Raw genomic sequence first — 24,901 nt, 5'->3', positions numbered from 1 at the left:
TCAGCTCCTTTTATGAGTATGATAGTTGGACACGGAATTGACATCGAAGAATTGGCTTCGATAGAAAACGCAGTTACACGACGTGAGGGCTTTGCTAAGCGCGTGCTGACCCCTAAAGAAATGGAGTGTTTTGCTAGTCTCAAAGGACGCAGACAGATCGAATACTTGGCAGGTCGCTGGTCGGCTAAGGAGGCCTTTTCCAAGGCTATGGGAACTGGTATTGGCAAACTGACCTTTCAGGATTTGGAAGTTTTGAACAATGAACGAGGGGCTCCCTATTTTAGTCAGGCACCATTTTCAGGAAAGATTTGGCTATCTATCAGCCATACAGATCAGTTTGTGACAGCCAGTGTCATTTTGGAGGAAAATCATGAAAGCTAGTCCACATAGACCAACCAAGGCTCTGATATATCTGGGAGCTATTCGACAAAATATTCAGCAAATGGAGGCTCATATCCCTGAAAGAACGCTCAAGTGGGCAGTGGTCAAGGCCAATGCCTATGGTCATGGGGCAGTAGCTGTTGCCACAGCTATTCAAGATGATGTTGATGGATTTTGTGTTTCCAATATTGATGAAGCTATTGAACTTCGTCTGGCTGGACTTAGCAAGAAAATCCTCATTTTAGGAGTTTCTGAGCTAGAAGCTGTTTCTCTTGCTAAAGAATACGACATCACATTGACAGTGGCTGGACTGGAGTGGATTCAAGCGCTGTTAGCTAGGGAGACAGATTTATCTGGCTTAACAGTTCACCTCAAGATTGACTCAGGGATGGGACGAATTGGTTTTAGAGAAGCCAGCGAGGCTGAGCAGGCTCAAGCCTTGCTCCAACAACACGGTGCTCGCGTTGAGGGGATTTTTACCCACTTTGCTACTGCAGATGAAGAATCAGATGCCTATTTTAATACCCAGTTAGAACGATTTAAAGCTATTTTGGCAAGTATGAAGGAAGTCCCAGAGCTGGTTCATGCCAGCAACTCGGCAACGACCCTCTGGCATGCAGAGACTATTTTCAATGCAGTCCGTATGGGAGACGCTATATATGGTCTCAATCCAAGTGGAGAGGTCTTGGACTTGCCTTATGATTTGACACCAGCCTTGACCTTGGAGTCTGCCCTTGTTCATGTCAAGACAGTTTCAGCTGGTGCTTGCATGGGCTATGGAGCAACTTATCAAGCCGATAGTGAGCAAGTCATCGCGACGGTGCCAATCGGCTATGCGGATGGTTGGACACGTGATATGCAGAATTTCTCTGTCTTGGTAGATGGCCAAGCTTGTCCAATCGTCGGGCGAGTATCTATGGACCAAATCACTATTCGGTTGCCTAAGGTATACCCACTAGGAACAAAAGTAACATTAATTGGTTCTAACGGTAACAAGGAAATCACAGCTACTCAGGTAGCGACCTACCGTGGAACCATTAACTATGAGGTGGTTTGCCTCCTCAGCGACCGCATTCCGAGAGAATATTATTAAAAAGAAAGGAGTAGAGCATGAATCTACACCAACCCTTGCATGTCTTGCCTGGTGTGGGACCAAAGTCAGCAGAGAAATACGCCAAACTAGGAATTGAAAACTTGCAAGACCTCTTGCTCTACTTTCCTTTCCGTTATGAAGATTTCAAAACCAAGCAGGTGCTGGAGCTGGAAGATGGCGAAAAGGCTGTTCTATCTGGTCAGGTAGTGACTCCTGCCAGTGTCCAATATTATGGTTTCAAGCGCAATCGCCTGCGTTTTAGCCTCAAGCAGGGAGAAGTCATTTTTGCGGTGAATTTTTTTAACCAACCCTATCTGGCTGATAAGATAGAATTGGGAGCAACTCTTGCTGTCTTTGGGAAATGGGACCGTGCCAAGGCCAGTTTGACTGGGATGAAGGTTCTAGCTCAAGTGGAAGATGACCTCCAGCCGGTCTATCGTCTGGCTCAAGGAATTAGTCAGGCCAGTCTGGTCAAGGTCATCAAGACGGCTTTTGATCAGGGATTGGACCTCTTGATTGAGGAAAATCTTCCCCAGTCTTTGCTGGATAAATACAAACTCATGTCCCGTTGCCAGGCTGTTCGCGCTATGCATTTTCCTAAGGATTTGGCAGAATACAAACAGGCCCTTCGCCGGATCAAGTTTGAGGAACTCTTTTATTTCCAAATGCAGTTGCAGACGCTCAAGTCTGAAAATAGAGTTCAGGGAAGCGGTCTGGTTCTGAATTGGTCTCAGGGAAAAGTGACAGCCGTTAAAGAAAGTCTTCCTTTTACCCTGACTCAAGCTCAGGAAAAGAGTTTGCAGGAAATTTTGACCGACATGAAGTCCGACCATCACATGAATCGTCTCCTGCAAGGGGATGTGGGTAGCGGAAAAACGGTGGTCGCTGGCTTAGCCATGTTTGCGGCGGTGACGGCTGGCTACCAGGCGGCTCTCATGGTTCCGACAGAAATCCTTGCGGAGCAACACTTTGAGAGTTTACGAAACCTTTTTCCAGACTTGAAACTGGCTCTCTTGACAGGTTCCTTGAAAGCTGTAGAAAAAAGAGAAGTTTTAGAGACTATTGCCAAGGGTGAGGCTGACTTTATTATCGGGACTCATGCTTTGATACAAGATGGAGTGGATTATTCTCGTCTTGGCTTGATTATCATTGATGAGCAGCATCGTTTTGGTGTGGGGCAAAGGCGTATTCTGCGAGAAAAAGGAGATAATCCTGACGTTCTCATGATGACGGCGACACCGATTCCACGGACGCTGGCTATCACAGCCTTTGGTGATATGGATGTTTCCATTATCGACCAGATGCCAGCAGGACGGAAGCCTATTGTGACGCGTTGGATTAAACATGAGCAACTGTCTCAGGTCTTGACTTGGTTAGAGGGTGAAATCAAAAAAGGTTCGCAAGCCTATGTCATCTCTCCCTTGATTGAGGAATCTGAAGCTCTGGATCTGAAAAATGCCATTGCCTTATCTGAGGAGTTGACAGCTCATTTTGCCGGCAAGGCTGAAGTGGCTCTTTTACATGGTAAGATGAAGAGTGATGAAAAAGACCAGATCATGCAGGATTTCAAAGAGAGAAAAACAGATATTCTAGTATCTACAACTGTTATTGAGGTTGGAGTCAATGTCCCCAATGCGACAGTCATGATTATCATGGATGCCGATCGGTTCGGTCTCAGTCAGCTTCACCAGCTCAGAGGTCGTGTCGGTCGGGGTGACAAGCAGTCCTATGCTGTTCTTGTGGCTAATCCTAAGACTGAGTCTGGGAAGGACCGCATGCGCATCATGACAGAAACCACCAATGGATTTGTCCTTGCTGAGGAGGATTTGAAAATGCGTGGTTCTGGAGAGATTTTTGGAACCAGACAGTCAGGACTTCCAGAGTTTCAAGTGGCTGATATTATCGAAGATTTTCCTATTTTAGAAGAAGCCAGAAAGGTTGCCAGCTACATTAGTTCGATAGAAGGTTGGCAAGAGGATCCAGAATGGCGCATGATTGCTCTCCATCTGGAAAAGAAAGAACATCTAGATTAATACTCTTCGAAAATCAAATTCAAACCACGTCAACGTCGCCTTGCCGTACTCCAGTACAGCCTGCGGCTAGTTTCCTAGTTTGCTCTTTGATTTTCATTGAGTATAAGCTTTCTCTAAGGAAAACTTAAGCTAGCTTTTAGGTTTGGGTCTTATACTAGAGTCATCAAAAAGAAACGAGGGCTCTCACATGACTATTAAAGTAACCTACCAAAAGAAATTCCAAACCGTCAAACTAGAGAAAGGAGCTAGCACCTATTGATACACAGAGAGCGGAAACGCTCTTTTTATTTTTAAAACTACTTTCAGACGATAGGTTTGAGGAAAGAGAATCTAAAATCACTTTCTATTTAGCATTCTTTCTTGCATTGCCTTCCTAGATATGCTAGAGTTATGATAGCGATTACAAATCGAAAGGAGCATGCTATGAAAAATCCAGCTTTGTTAGAAGAAATCAAGACTTATAAAGGAAGGGATGAGGTTCCAGAAGACTTTGATGCTTTTTGGGATGAAGAGGTCAAAAAAGTTTCAGTCCTTCCTGCCTACCAGTTGGAGGAAAGGGATTTTCATATTCCTCAAGTCAAGTGTTATGAACTGACCTTTGAAGGAACTAATGAAGGCAAGGTCTATGCACGAATCGTCCTTCCAAAGACTGAGGAGAAGGTTCCGTTAATCTTCCATTTCCATGGGTACATGGGCCGTGGTTGGGATTGGGCTGACATGCTAGCCTATACTGTGGCTGGTTACGGTGTTGTTTCTATGGATGTCCGAGGCCAGTCAGGTTATTCGCAAGACAGCTTGCGCTCTCCACTAGGAAATACGGTTAAGGGACACATCATCCGTGGTGCTGTTGAAGGTCGAGACCAGCTCTTTTATAAGGATGTCTATCTGGATATTTACCAGTTGATCGAAATTGTTGCTAGTCTGTCACAGGTAGATGAGGAAAGACTTTCTAGCTATGGTGCCTCACAAGGCGGTGCTTTAGCTTTGGTTGCAGCTGCTCTCAATCCTCGGATTCGGAAAACAGTTGCCATCTATCCTTTTTTGTCAGATTTTAGACGAGTGCTTGAGATTGGCAATACCAGTGAAGCCTATGACGAACTTTTCCGTTATTTCAAGTTCCACGATCCCTTCCATGAAACAGAGGAGGAAATCATGGCGACCCTTGCCTATATCGATGTGAAAAATCTTGCCCATCGTATTCAAGGTGAGGTCAAGATGATTACGGGCTTGGACGACGATGTTTGCTATCCCATTACCCAGTTTGCGATATACAACCGTCTGACATGTGATAAGACCTATCGCATCATGCCTGAGTATGCTCACGAAGCCATGAATGTTTTTGTCAATGACCAAGTTTATAACTGGCTCTGTGGTAGTGAGATTCCTTTTAAATATGTGAAGTGATGAATGAGAGAGCCCAGGAGCTCTCTTTTTATATTAGATTATTGGAAATAATATAAAATCTTCTTTTTAATTTTTATTAAATCTGATTTAAAAATAGAGAGTAACCTATTTGTAATTGGGATAATTTTTGTATGGAAATATAAAACACTTGAATCGTTCTACAAAAAAGTCAAAATCATAAGAAGTCTGAAACTACTTTCAGGATAGTCTGTTCTATAAAATAGTTTTGAAACTGAAATCTATTCTACCACAAGCTATTGAAAGCGCTTAACAAATGATATATAATAAGCCCATAAGAACAAGAAAGGGAGGAAAGAGGATGCCACAGATCAGCAAAGAAGCCTTGATTGAACAAATCAAAGATGGAATCATTGTCTCTTGCCAGGCACTTCCTCACGAACCGCTTTATACAGAAGCGGGAGGAGTCATTCCCTTGCTAGTCAAAGCGGCTGAGCAAGGTGGAGCAGTCGGTATCCGAGCAAACAGTGTTCGCGATATCAAGGAGATTAAGGAGGTTACGAAACTCCCGATTATCGGGATTATCAAACGTGACTATCCGCCACAGGAGCCTTTCATTACAGCTACTATGAAAGAAGTGGATGAACTGGCTGAACTAGACATCGAGGTCATTGCTCTGGATTGCACCAAACGTGAACGTTACGACGGTTTGGAAATTCAGGACTTTATCCGACAAGTCAAAGAAAAATATCCGCATCAACTCTTGATGGCTGATACCAGTACCTTTGAAGAGGGAATAGCAGCGGTTGAAGCAGGAATTGATTTTGTTGGAACAACCCTATCAGGTTATACCTCTTATAGTCCTAAGGTAGATGGTCCAGACTTTGAACTGATCAAAAAACTGTGTGAAGCAGGTGTGGATGTCATCGCTGAAGGGAAGATTCATACACCAGAACAAGCTAAGCAAATCCTTGAATATGGGGTGCGAGGCATCGTTGTCGGTGGAGCGATTACTAGACCAAAAGAGATTACGGAGCGCTTTGTTGCCGGTCTTAAATAACACAATCTCAAAGCAGAGGAGAGTGGTCGATGCGTCGGACAAAATGAAAACGTATACAAATATAAAGAACTCATTATCCAATATGGATACGCTTATCAATTAGGAGAATACAAATGAAATTTAGAAAACTAGCTTGTACAGTACTTGCGGGTGCTGCGATTCTTGGCCTTGCGGCTTGTGGTAACTCTGGTGGAAGTAAAGATGCTGGAAGCTCTAGTAGCGATAGCGGGAAAACAGAAATCACTTGGTGGGCATTCCCAGTCTTCACACAAGAAAAAACTGGTGACGGTGTTGGAACTTATGAAAAATCAATCATCGAAGCTTTTGAAAAAGCAAATCCAGATGTAAAAGTGAAATTGGAAACCATCGACTTCAAGTCAGGTCCAGAAAAGATCACAACAGCTATCGAAGCGGGAACAGCGCCAGACGTACTCTTTGACGCACCAGGACGTATCATCCAATACGGTAAAAATGGTAAATTGGCTGAGTTGAACGACCTTTTCACAGACGAATTCGTCAAAGATGTCAACAACGAAAACATCGTACAAGCAAGTAAGGCTGGAGACAAAGCTTACATGTATCCAATCAGTTCAGCTCCATTCTACATGGCTATGAACAAGAAAATGTTGGAAGATGCTGGAGTTGCAAACCTTGTAAAAGAAGGTTGGACAACTGATGACTTTGAAAAAGTTTTGAAAGCGCTTAAAGATAAAGGCTACACACCAGGTTCATTGTTCAGTTCTGGTCAAGGGGGAGACCAAGGAACACGTGCCTTCGTTGCAAACCTTTATGGCGGTTCTGTAACAGACAAAGACGTAACCAAATATACAACAGACGATCCTAAATTCGTCAAAGGTCTTGAAAAAGCGGCTAGCTGGATTAAAGACGGTTTGTTGAACAATGGTTCACAATTTGACGGTGGAGCAGACATCCAAAACTTTGCCAACGGTCAAACTTCATACACAATCCTTTGGGCACCAGCTCAAAACGGTATCCAAGCGAAACTCTTGGAAGCAAGTAAGGTAGAAGTGGTAGAAGTACCATTCCCATCAGACTCTGGTAAACCATCTCTTGAATACCTTGTAAACGGATTTGCAGTATTTAATAACAAAGACGATAAGAAAGTCGCAGCTGCTAAGAAATTCGTTCAATTCATCGCAGATGACAAAGAATGGGGTCCTAAAGACGTAGTTCGTACAGGTGCCTTCCCAGTTCGTACTTCATTTGGCAAACTTTATGAAGACAAACGTATGGAAACAATCAGTGGCTGGACTAAATACTACTCACCATACTACAACACTATCGATGGATTTGCTGAAATGAGAACACTTTGGTTCCCAATGTTGCAATCTGTATCAAATGGTGACGAAAAACCAGCGGATGCTTTGAAAGCCTTCACTGAAAAAGCTAACGAAACCATCAAAAAAGCTACAAAACAATAAGCACTAAGTCAGATTGATTCCCCCCTTTTCCCTGTGCACTACGGTGTAAGAAAAGGGGGACTTTTGTTTGAAATGGTAGGAACTGTCACGAAATTAAAATGAAGTTCTTACATAAGCGAATCTTAAAAAATTTCATTTTGGTTTTAAAACAGTTCAAGAAAATCAAAAACTATTCTATTTGAAAGAGAGGTGCCGACTGTGAAAGTCAATAAAATTCGTATGCGGGAAACAGTGATTTCCTACGCTTTCCTAGCACCAGTGTTATTCTTCTTTGTCATCTTTGTCTTGGCTCCTATGATTATGGGATTCATTACAAGTTTCTTTAACTACTCCATGACTAAATTTGAGTTTGTGGGCTTGGACAACTACATTCGCATGTTTAAAGACCCTGTCTTTGTGAAGTCTTTGATCAATACCGTTATCCTGGTTATTGGATCTGTTCCGATTGTGGTTCTCTTCTCGCTCTTTGTAGCATCTCAAACCTATCATCAAAATGCCATTGCCCGTTCTTTCTATCGTTTCGTCTTCTTCCTTCCTGTAGTTACAGGTAGTGTTGCCGTAACGGTTGTATGGAAATGGATCTATGATCCACTATCAGGGATTCTAAACTTTGTCCTTAAGTCAAGCCATATCATTAGCCAAAACATTTCTTGGCTGGGTGACAAAAACTGGGCTTTACTAGCGATTATGATCATCCTTTTGACAACATCTGTTGGTCAACCGATTATCCTTTATATCGCTGCTATGGGGAATATTGACAACTCACTTGTTGAAGCAGCGCGTGTTGACGGTGCGACTGAGTTCCAAGTGTTCTGGAAGATCAAATGGCCTAGCCTTCTTCCAACAACTCTTTACATCGCGATCATCACAACCATCAACTCATTCCAATGTTTCGCCTTGATTCAGCTCTTGACTTCTGGTGGTCCAAACTACTCAACAAGTACCTTGATGTACTACCTTTACGAAAAAGCCTTCCAATTGACAGAATACGGCTATGCAAATACCATCGGTGTCTTCTTGGCAGTGATGATTGCCATTGTCAGCTTTGCTCAATTCAAGATCCTCGGAAACGACGTAGAATACTAAAGAAAGGAGACAGTTATGCAACCTACACAAAAGAAACCCTTAACAGCTTTCACTGTTATTTCAACGATTATCTTGCTCTTGTTGACCGTGCTGTTCATCTTTCCATTCTACTGGATCTTGACAGGGGCCTTCAAATCACAGCCTGATACCATTATGATTCCACCACAATGGTTCCCTAAAATGCCAACCATGGAAAATTTCCAACAACTCATGGTGCAAAACCCTGCTATGCAGTGGATGTGGAACTCTGTATTTATCTCACTGGTAACCATGTTCCTAGTCTGTGCAACCTCTTCTCTAGCAGGTTATGTCTTGGCTAAGAAACGTTTCTATGGTCAACGCATCCTCTTTGCAGTCTTTATCGCTGCCATGGCTCTTCCAAAACAAGTTGTCCTTGTACCATTGGTACGTATCGTCAATTTCATGGGAATTCACGATACACTTTGGGCAGTGATTTTGCCTTTGATCGGATGGCCATTTGGGGTCTTCCTTATGAAACAATTCAGTGAAAATATCCCGACAGAATTGCTTGAATCAGCTAAAATCGACGGTTGTGGTGAGATTCGTACCTTCTGGAGCGTAGCCTTCCCTATTGTGAAACCAGGATTTGCAGCTCTTGCGATCTTTACCTTCATCAATACTTGGAACGACTACTTTATGCAGTTGGTTATGTTGACTTCACGTCAAAACTTGACCATCTCACTCGGGGTTGCGACCATGCAGGCCGAAATGGCAACCAACTATGGTTTGATCATGGCGGGTGCAGCTCTTGCAGCCGTGCCAATCGTAACCGTCTTCCTTGTCTTCCAAAAATCCTTCACTCAGGGTATTACTATGGGAGCGGTCAAAGGTTAAGAAAAGTAAATTAGTGTATCAAGATTGCAGAAGTGGTCTTGACATGCCATGGAAATATAGAGTTATAAGTGTCTACAAAATGGAGAGTATGCAGTTACTTCGTGAAGTTTTGTCAGACACTTATAAACTTAAGAATGAACTCTTTTCATGATACTAGTTAGAGTAGGTTCGTTTTATGGTAACTATTTCCCGCTTTAGTGGTATCTAAGATAAGCATCTTACGCTTATCTTAGACGGAATTTTTGAGACTGACGATGAAAGAGCAAAAGGCTCAAAAATTAGGAATGAAATACCGAAGAAATTTGCTTCCGTCCGCATTATTACAGGGAAATAGAGAAAAGATGAATCGGAACTGAAAACTAGTAACTATCAGAAACGAAGGAAACAGTATGATTTTTGACGATTTGAAAAACATCGCCTTTTACAAGGGAATCCATCCTAATCTAGACAAGGCTATCGACTATCTCTATCAGCACCGTAAGGATTCTTTCGAAATCGGTAAGTATGAGATTGACGGGGATAAGGTCTTTCTAGTTGTTCAGGAAAATGTCCTCAATCAAGCTGAAAATGATCAATTTGAGCATCATAAGAACTATGCAGACTTGCATTTGCTGGTAGAAGGGCATGAATATTCGAGCTACGGTTCACGTATCAAAGACGAGGCGGTAGCATTCGATGAAGCGAGCGACATTGGTTTTGTCCATTGTCATGAACGCTACCCACTCTTGTTGGGTTATCACAATTTTGCGATTTTCTTCCCAGGAGAACCGCATCAGCCAAATGGCTACGCAGGGATGGAAGAAAAGGTTCGCAAATATCTCTTTAAAATTTTGATTGATTAAAAGAATTAGGAGGAGCAAACATGGCACAAAAAGGGGTAAGCCTTATCAAGGCAGCATTTGATACAGATAATTTTCTCATGCGTTTCAGTGAGAAGGTCTTGGATATCGTGACAGTCAATCTTCTTTTTGTCGTCTCTTGTTTGCCCATCGTGACGATTGGAGTGGCAAAAATCAGCCTCTATGAAACCATGTTTGAGATTAAGAGAAGCAGACGGGTACCAGTCTTTAGAACTTATCTAAGAGCCTTCAAGCAAAATCTGAAACTGGGTTTCCAGTTAGGTTTGCTGGAGTTAGGCATTGTGTCATTAAGCCTTCTAGATCTCTATCTCTTCTGGGGTCAGACAGCTTTGCCTTTCCAGGTTGTGAAAGCTATTTGTTTGGGGATTCTCATCTTCGTCACTCTGGTGATGCTAGCTAGTTATCCCATCGCTGCGCGCTATGATTTGTCTTGGAAAGAAGTGCTGCAAAAAGGGCTTATCTTGGCAAGTTTTAACTTTCCATGGTTCTTCCTCATGTTAGCTATTCTCTTTCTCATAGTGATGGTTCTTTATCTATCCGCCTTCACTCTCCTTTTGGGTGGGTCAGCCTTTATCCTCTTTGGTTTTGGTTTGCTGGTCTTTCTCCAAGCAGGATTGATGGAGAAAATTTTCGCCAAATACCAGTAGGATGACTTGTTTCTGAAACTACTTTCAATCGTTACAGTTTCTAAAATACAAGTAGAAACTAAAATCTAAGTGTATACAAGATATTGAAAGCGATTTTCACAAGGTGTATACTAAACTTGTAAAAAATAGAACTGCTCTCAGCAGAAAAAAAGAAATCTTAGGAGAAAATCTATGTCAGATTTGAAAAAATACGAAGGTGTCATTCCAGCCTTCTACGCATGTTATGATGATCAAGGAGAAGTCAGTCCAGAGCGTACGCGCGCCTTGGTCCAATACTTCATTGATAAGGGTGTTCAAGGTCTCTATGTCAATGGTTCTTCTGGTGAATGTATCTACCAAAGTGTGGCAGATCGCAAGTTGATTTTGGAAGAAGTCATGGCAGTTGCCAAGGGCAAATTGACTATCATCGCTCACGTAGCTTGCAACAATACCAAAGATAGTATGGAACTTGCTCGCCACGCAGAAAGCTTGGGAGTAGATGCTATTGCAACGATTCCACCGATTTACTTCCGCTTGCCTGAGTACTCAGTTGCCAAATACTGGAACGATATCAGTGCTGCAGCTCCAAACACAGATTACGTGATTTACAACATTCCTCAGTTAGCGGGTGTTGCGTTGACTCCAAGCCTCTACACAGAAATGTTGAAGAATCCACGTGTTATCGGTGTTAAGAACTCTTCTATGCCAGTTCAAGATATCCAAACCTTTGTCAGCCTTGGTGGAGAAGACCACATCGTATTCAATGGCCCAGATGAACAATTCCTAGGTGGCCGTCTCATGGGTGCTAAGGCTGGTATCGGTGGTACTTATGGTGCGATGCCAGAACTCTTCTTGAAACTCAATCAGTTGATTGCTGAGAAAGACTTGGAAACAGCGCGTGAATTGCAATACGCTATCAATGCAATCATTGGTAAACTCACTTCTGCACATGGAAATATGTACGGTGTGATTAAGGAAGTCTTGAAAATCAATGAAGGCTTGAACATTGGTTCAGTTCGTTCACCATTGACGCCAGTGACTGAAGAAGATCGACCAGTTGTAGAAGCAGCAGCGCAATTGATTCGTGAAACCAAGGAGCGCTTCCTCTAATCCATAAGGAGGTATTTATGACACACTACGTTGCAATTGATATCGGTGGAACCAATATCAAATATGGTTTGATTGACCAAGAAGGCCAACTTGTTGAATCGCATGAAATGCCAACCGAGGCGCATAAGGGTGGACCTCATATCTTACAAAAGACAAAAGATATCGTAGCCAGCTATTTAGAAAAAGGCCCAGTAGCAGGTGTTGCCATTTCTTCTGCTGGGATGGTGGATCCAGATAAGGGTGAGATTTTCTACGCTGGTCCTCAGATTCCCAACTATGCAGGAACCCAGTTCAAGAAGGAAATCGAGACGAGTTTTGCGATTCCTTGTGAAATTGAAAATGATGTCAACTGTGCAGGTCTGGCTGAGGCAGTATCTGGTTCAGGCAAGGGAGCGAGTATCACACTTTGCTTGACCATTGGAACAGGTATCGGTGGTTGCTTGATTATGGATGGGAAAGTCTTCCATGGATTTAGCAATTCGGCCTGCGAAGTCGGTTACATGCACATGCAGGATGGAGCTTTTCAGGATCTTGCTTCTACGACAGCCTTGGTTGAGTATGTAGCAACAGCTCATGGAGATTCAGTTGATCAGTGGAATGGCCGACGCATTTTCAAGGAAGCTACCGAAGGAAACAAGATCTGTATGGCTGGCATTGACCGCATGGTAGACTATTTAGGAAAAGGTCTGGCAAATATTTGCTACGTTGCCAATCCAGAAGTGGTCATTCTCGGTGGAGGTATCATGGGACAAGAGGCTATCCTCAAACCGAAGATCCGTACAGCCTTGAAGGCGGCCTTGGTGCCAAGCCTAGCTGAAAAAACACGATTGGAATTTGCCCATCACCAAAATACAGCAGGGATGTTGGGAGCCTATTATCATTTCAAAACAAAACAATCCTAGTTTGGAACTATAGAATTAAGCAGAACACGGAATCACTACTCGAGTGAAAACTGTTTTGCTTAATTCTTTTTTTATTGAAAATTTGAGCCAAAGGAGGTAATCGTGAGAAACTAGGAGAAAATAACCACCTTGCATAAGAAGTTAAGACTAGATGATGAACTACAAGGCGAGAGCAATTCTATCATCCATTTAATTGATATTTAGCTTGACTAAATGGGAAAATGTGGAAAAATGATATAATGAGATGGACGAAAAATTGACAAATTAGAATTTGTAGAGGTGAAAAAACTGTGATGGCAACCTATTCACCTGAAATCGAAATCATATAAAATTACGAGGAGATTATAAGATGAGTAATTATATAAAATTAAATGAAAATAGATGGAATAATGTAAAAAACGACTATACTGAGCCATTGACACAGGAAGAATTAGAAGAAGTTAGAAAACATCCAATTTCTGTTGCCTTAACTGTTGGGAAAAAAGTTCCGATAGAATGGTTTGAAAAAGCAAACGGGAAAAAGATATTAGGGTTAGCTTGTGGTGGTGGACAGCAGGGTCCCGTTTTTGCTGCAAAAGGTTATGATGTCACCATTATGGATTTTTCTAAATCACAATTAGAAAGAGATGAAATGGTTGCAAAACGAGAAGGCTTAAAAATCAATACCGTTCAAGGTGATATGACAAAACCATTTCCATTTGAAAATGAAACTTTTGATATTGTTTTTAATCCGGTTTCAAATGTATACATAGAAGATTTAGAAAACATGTATAAAGAAGCCTCTCGCGTATTGAAAAAGGGCGGTTTGTTAATGGTCGGATTTATGAATCCCTGGATCTACATGTATGATGCTGACACTGTATGGGACAAACCCGATGAGGAATTACTGTTAAAGTTTTCACTACCTTTTAATTCAAGAGAGCTTGAAGAGGAAGGCAAAATCACCATCAATCCAGAATATGGATATGAATTTAGCCATACCTTAGAAACACAGATTAGAGGACAACTAAAAAACGGTCTCGCTATGATCGATTTTTATGAATCATGTGACAAAAGACATCGATTATCACGGTATGGAAATGATTATATCGCTACACTCTGCATTAAACTATAAACTTATAGAACATACTTCAGGAGAATAGCTCATTTTATGTTCCTGAAGGGTTAAAATCTAAAACTCACTTTGTCGAAGCAAAATAATTAAATAAAATTAGAGAGGAAGTAAAAGCAGCACATAGTCGCTACTTCCTTTTTTTGATGTCAAACATTCAAAAATGGAATGGAAGATTTATGGAAGAATTGAAAAGCCCAGATAAAAAAGCATTAGCGCAAGGAGAAAGATTGGCAAGCCCACCTATGAGTCTATTACCATTTCATAACAAAACAATCCTAGTTTGGTTGAGCCAAACTAGGATTTTCTAACGCGTTTTTGTCTACGATAGCCGTTGAGCTTTTTATTTTCCCAATAGCTGTTAAAGATTTTTTCTTTGCTCTCGCGATTGATTTCTAAAAAGTAGGCATAAATCAAATCTATTAAAATGAGCATAGGGAGTTGAGCGGAAATACGCTGGATGTAAGAAGATTGACTATGACTTGCGACAAGGACTGTTTCGGTATAGGCCTGACTATTTTTGTTTGGAGCGCTGGTAAAGAGAATGGTCTTGGCCCCCATTTCCTTGGCATCCAACAAACTATCGAGGACGGATTGAGTAGTTCCTGATAGAGAAAAGCCAAGCACCAAACAGTTTTCATCCATGATACTGGTCGTCCAAGCAAAGCCATCCTGGTCGGTCAAAGCTTCACAGACCACACCTAATCGCATAAAACGGAGTTTCATTTCACGGGCTATCAGACCAGAACTTCCCGTCCCAAAGAAGTAAACTCGTTCTGCGTCATCGATTAATTGGGCAACTCGTTCCAGTTGTTCTTCGTCGATCAAATCCTGAGTTTGTTCTCGCATGATACTGTAGCTTCGTAAAACACGTTTGGTCAAAGGACTGTGTTTGTGCGAATGAGTGTCCGGTTTACTAGCCTGATGCTGGTATTGAAAGACGAACTCTCGGTAGCCTGTAAAACCACACTTTTTGGCAAAGCGGGTCAAGGCTGCTTGGGAGATATGTAATTTCTGGGTAACTTGCTGAGAAGAGAGATCATCTTGGATCGTTTCAGCTTGCAAAAAATAGCGAGCGATTTCTTGCTCGAGCTCGGTTAATTCTTCAAAATGGAGGTCGATTATGGTTGCGATATCTGGCTTGTTCATGAGGCTCCTTTTTATGAGTCAAAGTCTTAAAGGTTAACGCTTTCCTAACTATTACTATCATTATATCATAGAAAATAGGATAACCAAATAAAAAGGCATTTTCAGTTAAAAGTCAAAAAATGCTTCGACTTTTCCAAGAGTTTCTCCGTAAAATATGGTACAATGAAATGTACTGAGATTCACCTATTTACTCTATTATTTTAGGGAAAATAAAGGTGGAAATCGGGAATTTTTCTAGAAAAGAGTCTTAGTTGTATGAGAAAATTTAATAGCCATTCGATTCCGATTCGGCTTAATTTACTATTTGCGATTGTCATCCTGCTCTTTATGGCCATTATTGGTCGTTTGTTATACATGCAGGTGCTCAATAAAGATTTCTATGAAACAAAATTGGCCTCAGCCAGCCAAACAAGGGTGACAACCAGTTCAGCTCGTGGACAGATCTATGATGCAGCAGGGAAACCCTTGGTAGAAAACACTGTCAAGCAGGTTGTTTCTTTCACACGAAACAATAAAATGACGGCAGCTGAATTGAAGGAGACAGCCAAGAAACTCCTTACATATGTAAATGTAACCTCCCCTGATCTGACAGATCGACAGATTGCAGACTACTACTTGGCGGACCAGGATATTTACAAAAAAACAGTCGAATCCTTGCCAAGCGATAAACGCCTGGATTCAGATGGGAATCGTTTATCAGAAGCGACACTTTACAATAATGCGGTTGAAAGCATTGACGTGAGTCAACTTAATTATACAGATGACCAGAAAAAGGAAATCTATCTCTTTAGTCAGCTCAATGCTGTTGAAAATTTTGCAACGGGAACCATTTCTACGGATGCCTTAGATGATACCCAAGTTGCTCTCGTTGCATCAGCATCCAAGGAATTACCAGGTATCAGTATTTCAACTTCATGGGATCGTAAAGTACTGGATACATCTTTATCGACAATCGTCGGTAGCGTTTCAAATGAGAAGTCAGGACTTCCAGCAGAAGAAGTTGATGCCTATCTCAAAAAAGGCTATTCTCTCAATGACCGAGTGGGAACTTCCTATCTTGAAAAGCAATATGAAGATGTTCTTCAAGGCAAACGCTCCGTCAAGGAAATCCACCTCGACAAACACGGAAATATGGAAAGTGTGGAAAATATCGAAGAAGGAAGCAAAGGAAACAACATCAAGTTAACGGTTGACCTAGCTTTCCAGAATGGTGTGGACGACCTACTCAAGAGCTACTTCAACTCAGAGTTGGGTAACGGTGGAGCCAAATACTCTGAAGGAGTCTACGCCGTAGCCCTCAATCCTAAAACCGGTGCAGTTTTGGCGATGTCGGGTGTCAAGCATGATGTCGAATCCGGTAAATTAAGTTCAGATTCGCTTGGAACAATAACCAACGTCTTTGTGCCAGGATCTGTTGTTAAGGCAGCAACCCTTAGCTCTGGTTGGGAAAATGGAGTCTTGTCAGGAAATCAAACCCTGACAGATCAACCAATCGTCTTCCAAGGTTCTGCTCCGATCAATTCCTGGTATACCCCTTATTACGGTTCTTTCCCGATTACAGCCGTTGAGGCCTTGGAGTATTCATCCAATACCTACATGGTCCAGACAGCTCTTGGCATCATGGGGCAAACTTATCAGCCGAATATGACAGTAGGAACCAACAATCTTGAATCTGCCATGGGAAAACTTCGTTCAACCTTTGGTGAATATGGTTTGGGCGTGTCAACAGGGATCGATTTACCAGATGAGTCAACAGGCTTTATTCCTAAAGACTACGATTTGGCCAACTATCTAAATAATGCCTTTGGGCAGTTTGATAACTACACACCGATGCAGTTAGCTCAGTATGTAGCAACGATTGCCAATAATGGTGTCCGCTTAGCTCCTCATATCGTGGAAGGAGTCTACGACAACAACGAACAAGGCGGTCTAGGAGAACTCATTAAGCAAAATGACAGCACGGAAATGAATAAGATTAATATTTCTGAGTCTGACATGTCTATCTTGCAACAAGGATTTTACCAAGTATCGCACGGGACAAGTGCTCTTACGACAGGTCGTGCCTTTTCAAATGGGGCAGCAGTCTCCATCAGCGGAAAAACCGGTACAGCCGAAAGTTACGTCAATGGCGGCCAAAATTCCGACAATACCAACGCCGTAGCCTATGCGCCAACCGATAATCCGCAGATTGCAGTCGCAGTTGTTTTCCCGCATAATACGAATCTAACTAATGGTGTCGGACCTTCGATTGCTCGCGACATTATCAATCTATACAACCAACACCATCCAATGAACTAGAAAGGAAGCCATGCTTTACCCAACACCTATAGCTAAGCTGATTGACAGTTATTCTAAACTTCCGGGTATCGGGATTAAGACAGCAACTCGACTGGCCTTTTATACCATTGGGATGTCGGATGATGACGTCAATGAATTTGCAAAAAATCTTCTTGCAGCCAAGCGTGAATTGACCTATTGCTCTATTTGTGGACGCTTGACCGATGATGATCCTTGTTCTATCTGTACCGATCCTAGCCGTGACCAGTCTACGATTCTGGTTCTGGAGGATAGCCGAGATGTTGCTGCTATGGAAAACATCCAAGAATACCACGGACTTTACCATGTTTTACACGGCCTCATTTCTCCGATGAATGGTATCAGCCCAGACGATATCAACCTCAAGAGTCTCATGACTCGTCTTATGGATAGTGAGGTTTCAGAAGTGATCGTGGCAACCAATGCGACAGCGGATGGAGAAGCGACATCGATGTATCTCTCTCGTCTCCTCAAGCCAGCTGGCATCAAGGTCACTCGCCTAGCACGAGGTCTAGCCGTGGGAGCAGATATCGAGTATGCGGACGAAGTCACACTCTTACGAGCCATTGAAAATCGGACAGAGTTGTAGGAGTAGACAAATTTACGAACTAAATTTATTCATAAGAAAATTAAGGAGACCGACTTTGATGTTATAGGTCTCTTTTATGTTTCTTGAATTCTAGTACCATGTTCAAGTTTCAAAAAAGAAGCAAATATGATATACTAAAGAACGAGTATTCTATTAGAATTAGGACAAGCAATATGAAACAAACGATTATTCTTTTATACGGTGGGCGTAGTGCAGAGCGTGAAGTCTCTGTCCTTTCAGCTGAAAGTGTTATGCGTGCGGTCAACTACGACCGTTTCACAGTCAAGACTTTCTTCATCAGCCAGTCAGGTGACTTTATTAAAACGCAAGAATTTAGCCAGACTCCAGGTCAAGAAGATCGTCTCATGACTAATAAGACCATTGACTGGGACAAGAAAATCGCGCCAAGTGCCATCTACGAAGAAGGTGCAGTGGTCTTTCCAGTTCTTCACGGTCCGATGGGAGAAGATGGCTCAGTTCAAGGATTCTTAGAAGTTTTGAAAATGCCTTACGTTGGTTGTAACATCTTGTCATCCAGTCTTGCCATGGATAAAATCACGACCAAGCGTGTCTTGGAGTCTGCTGGGATTGCCCAAGTACCTTATGTGGCCATCGTTGAAGGCGATGATGTGACTGCTAAAATCGCTGAAGTTGAAAAAAAATTGACTTATCCAGTCTTCACGAAGCCGTCCAATATGGGTTCAAGTGTCGGTATTTCTAAGTCTGAAAACCAAGAAGAACTCCGTCAAGCCTTGGAACTCGCCTTCCAATATGACAGCCGTGTCTTGGTAGAGCAAGGGGTAAATGCGCGTGAAATCGAGGTTGGTCTCTTGGGCAACTACGATGTTAAGAGCACTTTGCCGGGTGAAGTGGTCAAGGATGTTGCCTTTTATGACTATGATGCCAAATATATCGATAACAAGATTACCATGGACATCCCAGCAAAGATTAGTGATGATGTGGTAGCTGTCATGCGTCATAATGCAGAAACAGCCTTCCGTGCGATTGGTGGCCTCGGTCTGTCTCGTTGTGATTTCTTCTATACAGATAAGGGCGAGATTTTCCTAAACGAGCTTAATACCATGCCAGGTTTTACCCAGTGGTCTATGTATCCACTACTTTGGGACAATATGGGAATCAGCTACCCAGAACTAATCGAGCGTTTGGTTGACCTTGCTAAGCAAAGTTTTGACAAGCGCGAAGCGCATTTGCTATAAAATGAAAGAGAGGGTAGAAGCCAGAACGATCACTGCAAGGTGAGTCGAGTTCTCGGACTTCAACCCTTTTTAAAGGAGTAGAAATGAAATTAACAATCCATGAAGTTGCCCAAGCTGTTGGAGCTAAAAATGATGTTAGTCTTTTTGCGGATGCTCAGTTAGAAAAGGCTGAGTTTGACAGTCGTTTGATTGGGACAGGTGATTTGTTTGTGCCACTTAAAGGTGCGCGTGATGGTCATGACTTTATCGAAACAGCTTTTGAAAATGGTGCAGTAGTAACTTTGTCTGAGAAAGAGGTTGCAAATCATCCCTACATTCTAGTAGACGACGTGTTGTCTGCCTTTCAAACTCTCGCAGCCTACTATCTTGCAAAGACAGCTGTTGATGTCTTTGCTGTTACGGGTTCAAATGGCAAGACAACGACCAAGGATATGTTGGCGCACTTACTGTCAACAACCTACAAAACCTACAAAACTCAAGGCAATTACAATAACGAGATTGGCCTTCCCTACACGGTTCTCCATATGCCTGAAGGAACAGAAAAGCTGGTCTTGGAGATGGGGCAGGATCACTTGGGTGATATCCATCTCTTGTCTGAATTGGCTCATCCTAAGACAGCCATTGTGACCTTGGTTGGAGAGGCTCATTTGGCCTTTTTCAAAGACCGTTCGGAGATTGCTAAAGGGAAGATGCAAATTGCTGATGGTATGGCACCAGATTCTTTGCTTTTGGCACCAGCTGACCCGATCGTAGAGGACTACTTGCCTACAGATAAAAAAGTGGTCCGTTTTGGGCAAGGGACAGAATTGGAAATTACAGACTTGATTGAGCGCAAGGATAGTCTAACTTTTAAAGCTAATTTTTTGGGACAAGCCCTCGATTTGCCAGTGACAGGTAAGTACAATGCCACCAATGCTATGATTGCTGCTTATGTGGCTCTACAAGAAGGAGTTTCAGAGGAACAGATTCATCAGGCCTTTCAGAACCTAGAATTGACCCGTAATCGTACTGAGTGGAAGAAAGCAGCCAATGGAGCAGATATCCTGTCAGATGTCTACAATGCCAATCCAACTGCTATGAAGTTGATTTTGGAGACATTCTCTGCCATTCCAGCTAATGAAGGGGGCAAGAAAATCGCTGTCTTAGCGGATATGAAGGAACTCGGCGACCAGTCTGTCCAACTCCATAACCAGATGATTTTAAGTCTTTCCCCAGATGTACTGGATACCGTGATTTTCTATGGAGAAGATATTGCGGAATTAAGCCAATTGGCTAGTCAAATGTTCCCGATCGGTCACGTTTTCTACTTCAAGAAAACAGCTGACGAGGATCAATTTGAAGACCTAGTCAAGCAGGTTAAGGAAAGACTCGGTGCCAATGACCAAATTTTGCTCAAAGGATCGAACTCCATGAATCTAGCCAAGCTGGTAGAAAGTTTAGAAAATGAATGCAAGTGATTTTACCAAGTATCTGCAAAGAATGCTAGCCATTACGGATACTGGATTAACCTTTACAAAAGATCCTTTCGACCGTGAGCGCTACGAGGACTTGCGAATCCTGTTATCTGAAATGTTGAATCAGGTATCAGACCTCGATGCAGAAGAAGTGGCAGAAGTCTTGAAACCAACGTCCGCTTATGCAACTCCTCTGATGGACGTCCGTGCTTGGATTGTTGAGGATGAAAAAGTCTGTTTAGTTAGAGGAAAAGGGGAGGATAGTTGGGCTTTGCCAGGTGGTTTTGGTGAAGTTGGCTATTCTCCAACCGAAAATATTCTTAAAGAAATTGAAGAAGAAACCGGCTTTACAGCAAAAGCTGAAAGGTTACTTGCAGTTTTTGACACCAATCGTTTCCAACTGCAGAGCAAACAATATGCAAAGTTTGTCTTTGAATGCCAACTTCTTGATGGACAATTTCAAGAGAATCAAGAAATTGCTGAGCTTCAATTTTTTGCCATTGACCAATTGCCAGCCTTATCTGAAAAACGCATCACAAAAGAACAAATGGAGATTCTTTGGCAGATTCATCAAGGACAAAGAGACCAATATTTTGACTGAGAAGATTATTATCGTATTTCTGAATTCATTTTTTTCTATTGGCATGGTATAATATGTGAGAAGATTTTGAAATATAATGAGGAATATTAAATGAATTTATGGGATATTTTCTTTACGACGAAAGCCACAGAACCACCCCAATTTGATCTTGTCTGGTATGTAAGTATATTTACTTTATTAGCTTTGACCTTCTATGCTTCTTATCGCTATTACGATAAAAAAGTCTATCAACGTTTTTTCCAAATTTTACAAGCTGTCCAGTTGATTCTTCTCTATAGTTGGTACTGGGGAAATCACATGCCGCTGTCAGAAAGTTTACCATTTTATCATTGTCGTATGGCGATGTTTGTAGTGCTATTACTTCCTGGTAAGTCAATGTACAAGCAATATTTTTCTCTACTTGGAATTTTTGGAACGCTGGCAGCTTTTGTTTATCCAGTACCAGATGCCTATCCTTTTCCCCACATAGCCATCCTGTCTTTCATTTTTGGTCACCTAGCTCTTCTAGGGAATTCTTTGGTTTACTTATTTAGACAGTATGACTCTAGATTATTGGATGTTAAGCGGATTGTTTTATTAACCTTTTCACTTAATGCTCTAATTTTTGTGGTTAATTTAGTGACTGGAGGAGATTATGGGTTCTTGACAAAGCCACCATTGGTTGGTGATCATGGCTTAGTTACTAATTATCTGATTGTGTCGCTGATATTAGCTACAGCTATTAGTTTGACCAAGAAAGTATTAGAAGTTTTTTTAGAGCAGAAAGCAGAAAAAATACTTGTGAAGAAAGCTTAAGTATAAGCTTTCTTTTTTTGTAAAAAACGATACTTTTTTAAAGTAAGGCTGTTAAGATAAAAAAATAGAAATAAAAAGTGAAAAATGACTAGGAAATTTATCAAAATCTAAGCACAATAAGATTTTTTGTGTTATAATATTCTTTGAATAGCTATGCCCAAACATAGTTATTAAATAGAAGTGAGAAACTTGGAAGACAGAGAGGATGCGATGTAATGACTAGAGATGGTTTTTTTACAGGCTTAGATATCGGAACTAGCTCGATTAAAGTGCTAGTAGCTGAGCATAGAGATGGCGAAGTAAATGTAATTGGTGTTAGTAATGCCAAAAGTAAAGGTGTAAAAGACGGAATTATTGTTGATATTGAAGCAGCTGCTTCAGCAATCAAATCTGCAATCACACAGGCAGAAGAGAAAGCGGGTATTTCTATTAAGTCTGTTAACGTTGGCCTTCCAGCAAACCTCTTGCAGGTTGAACCAACACAAGGAATGATTCCTGTAACTTCAGATACTAAAGAAATCACAGATCAAGATGTTGAAAATGTTGTCAAATCAGCTTTGACAAAGAGCATGACTCCTGACCGTGAAGTGATTACCTTTATTCCAGAAGAATTCATCGTGGATGGATTCCAAGGCATCCGTGACCCTCGTGGTATGATGGGTGTTCGTTTGGAAATGCGTGGTCTGCTTTACACAGGTCCTCGTACAATTCTACACAATCTTCGCAAGACAGTTGAGCGTGTAGGCATTCATGTTGATAATGTGATTATTTCACCTTTGGCAATCGTGAACTCCGTTCTCAATGAAGGTGAACGTGAATTTGGTGCGACTGTCATTGACATGGGTGGAGGTCAGACTACTGTAGCGACTATCCGTAACCAAGAATTGCAGTTCACTAACATCTACCAAGAAGGTGGAGATTACGTTACTAAAGACATTTCTAAAGTCTTGAAAACTTCTCAAAAAATTGCAGAAAGTTTGAAACTGAACTATGGTGAAGCTTACGTTCCACTTGCAAGTAACGAAACTTTCCAAGTTGAAGTAATTGGTGAAGTAGAACCTGTTGAAGTAACAGAAAGCTATTTGGCAGAAATTATCTCAGCACGCATCAAACATATCTTCGACCAAATCAAACAAGAGTTGGAAAGAAGACACTTGTTGGATTTGCCAGGAGGTATCGTCCTTATCGGTGGAAATGCAATTTTACCAGGAATTGTTGAATTAGCTCAAGAAGTATTTGGTGTTCGCGTAAAACTCTATGTACCAAATCAAGTTGGAATTCGCAACCCTGCATTTGCGCACGTGATTAGCTTGTCTGAGTTTGCTGGTAAATTGACTGAAGTCAATCTTCTTGCCCAAAAAGCAGTTAAAGGAGATGAATTCCTTCGTCAAAAACCAATCAACTTTGGCATTCCAAATCAACGTTTGAATCCAGTAGCGCAACCAAGTCCAGCACAAGCAACTCCAGCTGAAACTGTGCAGGAAGCTCCAGTTGCTCCCAAGGAAGAATTCCAAGCAAGTTCTCAAAGTAAACCGAAGCTAACAGAACGTTTCCGTGGTTTGATCGGAAGCATGTTTGATGAATAAAAGAGGATAAGAAATTATGACATTTTCATTTGATACAGCAGCAGCTCAAGGCGCAGTTATTAAGGTAATTGGTGTCGGTGGTGGTGGTGGTAATGCCATTAACCGCATGGTTGACGAAGGTGTTGCTGGTGTAGAATTTATCGCAGCCAACACTGATGTACAAGCCCTTAGTAGTACGAAAGCAGAAACAGTTATCCAACTTGGTCCTAAATTGACTCGTGGTTTGGGTGCTGGAGGTCGTCCAGAAGTTGGACGTAAAGCTGCAGAAGAAAGTGAAGAAGCTTTGACGGAAGCTATCACTGGAGCAGACATGGTCTTTATCACTGCAGGTATGGGTGGTGGATCTGGTACAGGTGCAGCCCCTGTTATTGCACGTATCGCCAAAGATCTTGGTGCTCTTACAGTTGGTGTTGTGACACGTCCTTTCGGATTTGAAGGAAGCAAACGTGGTCAGTACGCTGTAGAAGGAATCAACGAACTTCGCGAGCATGTTGATACTTTGTTGATTATCTCTAACAACAACTTGCTTGAAATCGTTGATAAGAAAACGCCACTTCTTGAAGCTCTTAGCGAAGCAGATAACGTTCTTCGCCAAGGTGTTCAAGGGATTACTGACTTGATCACGAACCCAGGATTGATTAACCTTGACTTTGCTGACGTGAAAACTGTAATGGCAAACAAAGGAAATGCTCTTATGGGTATCGGTATCGGTAGTGGTGAAGAACGCGTTGTTGAAGCGGCTCGTAAAGCAATTTACTCTCCACTGCTTGAAACAACTATCGATGGAGCAGAGGATGTCATCGTCAACGTTACTGGTGGTCTTGACTTGACTTTGATTGAAGCAGAAGAAGCTTCAGAAATCGTCAACCAAGCAGCTGGTCAAGGTGTAAACATCTGGCTTGGAACATCAATTGACGAAAGCATGAAGGATGAAATCCGTGTTACAGTTGTAGCGACAGGTGTTCGTCAAGAGCGAGTGGAAAAAGTAGTTGGAGCTCGTAACAACCAACCAGTTGGACGTCCAACAACTAAAGCTCCACAAGCGCACACATTTGACCGTCAATTCGACTTGGAAGAGACAGCAGAATTGCCTAAATCAAGTCCACGTCGTTTTGAAACAAACCAAGCGTCTGCTTTTGGAGACTGGGACTTGCGTCGTGAGTCTATTGTTCGCCAAACAGATCCCGTTGTTTCACCAGTAGAACGCTTCGAAACACCAGTTTCACAAGATGAAGATGAATTGGATACACCTCCATTCTTCAAAAATCGTTAA

At 42.0% G+C, this 24,901-nt stretch carries 23 protein-coding genes; 22 read left to right on the top strand and 1 reads right to left on the bottom strand.

Annotated elements, in window-relative coordinates; genetic code table 11:
• Positions 1-18: 18 nt before the first annotated feature.
• The 14 genes from acpS (at position 19) to ACT17O_RS07885 (ending at position 14,232) form a co-directional block, all read left to right on the top strand.
• The gene (gene acpS / locus ACT17O_RS07950) at positions 19-381 is read left to right on the top strand and encodes a holo-ACP synthase (RefSeq protein ID WP_033584389.1); all 363 of its coding nucleotides are present in this window, start codon (positions 19-21) and stop codon (positions 379-381) included.
• Positions 371-1,474 (top strand): alanine racemase, encoded by a 1,104-nt coding sequence (gene alr, locus ACT17O_RS07945; protein WP_444817393.1) that lies wholly within the window; start codon positions 371-373, stop codon positions 1,472-1,474. The genes acpS and alr overlap by 11 nt, the downstream gene beginning before the upstream one ends.
• 17 nt (positions 1,475-1,491) lie before the next feature.
• The gene (gene recG, locus ACT17O_RS07940; RefSeq protein ID WP_444817392.1) at positions 1,492-3,507 is read left to right on the top strand and encodes an ATP-dependent DNA helicase RecG; all 2,016 of its coding nucleotides are present in this window, start codon (positions 1,492-1,494) and stop codon (positions 3,505-3,507) included.
• 423 nt (positions 3,508-3,930) lie between these two features.
• Positions 3,931-4,911 carry an acetylxylan esterase gene (locus ACT17O_RS07935; RefSeq protein WP_444817391.1) on the top strand — a complete coding sequence of 327 codons (981 nt, stop codon included), beginning with the start codon at positions 3,931-3,933 and terminating at the stop codon, positions 4,909-4,911.
• 319 nt (positions 4,912-5,230) lie between these two features.
• Positions 5,231-5,929, top strand: coding sequence for an N-acetylmannosamine-6-phosphate 2-epimerase (locus ACT17O_RS07930; protein WP_001135645.1), 699 nt, complete (start codon positions 5,231-5,233; stop codon positions 5,927-5,929).
• Positions 5,930-6,042: 113 nt separating this feature from the next.
• On the top strand, positions 6,043-7,371 hold the full coding sequence (locus ACT17O_RS07925) for an extracellular solute-binding protein (protein WP_278276262.1): 1,329 nt from the start codon (positions 6,043-6,045) through the stop codon (positions 7,369-7,371).
• 219 nt (positions 7,372-7,590) lie between these two features.
• Positions 7,591-8,457, top strand: a complete 867-nt coding sequence (locus ACT17O_RS07920; protein ID WP_161801140.1) for a carbohydrate ABC transporter permease — start codon at positions 7,591-7,593, stop codon at positions 8,455-8,457.
• Between the two features lie 15 nt (positions 8,458-8,472).
• Positions 8,473-9,312, top strand: coding sequence for a carbohydrate ABC transporter permease (locus ACT17O_RS07915; RefSeq protein ID WP_001183243.1), 840 nt, complete (start codon positions 8,473-8,475; stop codon positions 9,310-9,312).
• Between the two features lie 389 nt (positions 9,313-9,701).
• Positions 9,702-10,154, top strand: coding sequence for a YhcH/YjgK/YiaL family protein (locus ACT17O_RS07910; RefSeq protein ID WP_314978243.1), 453 nt, complete (start codon positions 9,702-9,704; stop codon positions 10,152-10,154).
• Between the two features lie 20 nt (positions 10,155-10,174).
• Positions 10,175-10,819, top strand: a complete 645-nt coding sequence (locus tag ACT17O_RS07905; RefSeq protein WP_049520433.1) for a YesL family protein — start codon at positions 10,175-10,177, stop codon at positions 10,817-10,819.
• A 171-nt stretch (positions 10,820-10,990) separates the two neighbouring features.
• Positions 10,991-11,908 (top strand): dihydrodipicolinate synthase family protein, encoded by a 918-nt coding sequence (locus tag ACT17O_RS07900; RefSeq protein ID WP_247930900.1) that lies wholly within the window; start codon positions 10,991-10,993, stop codon positions 11,906-11,908.
• A gap of 17 nt (positions 11,909-11,925) precedes the next feature.
• Positions 11,926-12,810, top strand: coding sequence for an ROK family protein (locus ACT17O_RS07895; protein WP_314978246.1), 885 nt, complete (start codon positions 11,926-11,928; stop codon positions 12,808-12,810).
• A 349-nt stretch (positions 12,811-13,159) separates the two neighbouring features.
• Complete coding sequence (locus ACT17O_RS07890; RefSeq protein ID WP_444817390.1) at positions 13,160-13,924, top strand: class I SAM-dependent methyltransferase; 765 nt, start codon at positions 13,160-13,162, stop codon at positions 13,922-13,924.
• Between the two features lie 176 nt (positions 13,925-14,100).
• Positions 14,101-14,232, top strand: coding sequence for a hypothetical protein (locus ACT17O_RS07885; protein WP_444817389.1), 132 nt, complete (start codon positions 14,101-14,103; stop codon positions 14,230-14,232).
• Here ACT17O_RS07885 and ACT17O_RS07880 read toward each other — a convergent pair.
• A complete protein-coding gene (locus ACT17O_RS07880; protein WP_049505654.1) occupies positions 14,219-15,070 on the bottom strand; it encodes a MurR/RpiR family transcriptional regulator in 852 nt (283 codons plus the stop codon). The genes ACT17O_RS07885 and ACT17O_RS07880 overlap by 14 nt on opposite strands.
• Positions 15,071-15,325: 255 nt before the next feature.
• Between ACT17O_RS07880 and pbp2b the strand changes: the two genes are divergently transcribed.
• From pbp2b to ftsZ, 8 genes are all read left to right on the top strand, one after another.
• Positions 15,326-17,368, top strand: a complete 2,043-nt coding sequence (gene pbp2b, locus ACT17O_RS07875) for a penicillin-binding protein PBP2B (RefSeq protein WP_444817388.1) — start codon at positions 15,326-15,328, stop codon at positions 17,366-17,368.
• Positions 17,369-17,378: 10 nt separating this feature from the next.
• Positions 17,379-17,975, top strand: a complete 597-nt coding sequence (gene recR / locus ACT17O_RS07870) for a recombination mediator RecR (protein ID WP_444817387.1) — start codon at positions 17,379-17,381, stop codon at positions 17,973-17,975.
• A gap of 173 nt (positions 17,976-18,148) precedes the next feature.
• Complete coding sequence (locus ACT17O_RS07865; RefSeq protein WP_444817386.1) at positions 18,149-19,192, top strand: D-alanine--D-alanine ligase; 1,044 nt, start codon at positions 18,149-18,151, stop codon at positions 19,190-19,192.
• 83 nt (positions 19,193-19,275) lie between these two features.
• Positions 19,276-20,649: a UDP-N-acetylmuramoyl-tripeptide--D-alanyl-D-alanine ligase gene (locus ACT17O_RS07860; protein WP_444817385.1), complete on the top strand. Its 1,374-nt coding sequence runs from the start codon at positions 19,276-19,278 to the stop codon at positions 20,647-20,649.
• Complete coding sequence (locus tag ACT17O_RS07855) at positions 20,636-21,247, top strand: NUDIX hydrolase N-terminal domain-containing protein (RefSeq protein WP_033630078.1); 612 nt, start codon at positions 20,636-20,638, stop codon at positions 21,245-21,247. The genes ACT17O_RS07860 and ACT17O_RS07855 overlap by 14 nt, the downstream gene beginning before the upstream one ends.
• A gap of 90 nt (positions 21,248-21,337) precedes the next feature.
• Positions 21,338-22,042, top strand: a complete 705-nt coding sequence (locus ACT17O_RS07850; protein ID WP_444817384.1) for a YwaF family protein — start codon at positions 21,338-21,340, stop codon at positions 22,040-22,042.
• A gap of 215 nt (positions 22,043-22,257) precedes the next feature.
• A complete protein-coding gene (gene ftsA, locus ACT17O_RS07845) occupies positions 22,258-23,628 on the top strand; it encodes a cell division protein FtsA (protein ID WP_444817383.1) in 1,371 nt (456 codons plus the stop codon).
• A gap of 16 nt (positions 23,629-23,644) precedes the next feature.
• Entirely contained in the window at positions 23,645-24,901 is a 1,257-nt protein-coding gene (gene ftsZ, locus ACT17O_RS07840; RefSeq protein WP_000144263.1) for a cell division protein FtsZ, read from the top strand.

The sequence above is a fragment of the Streptococcus sp. HJ1 genome (assembly GCF_052399005.1).
Classification (GTDB): domain Bacteria; phylum Bacillota; class Bacilli; order Lactobacillales; family Streptococcaceae; genus Streptococcus.
This window is presented reverse-complemented; position numbering and strand designations above follow the sequence as displayed.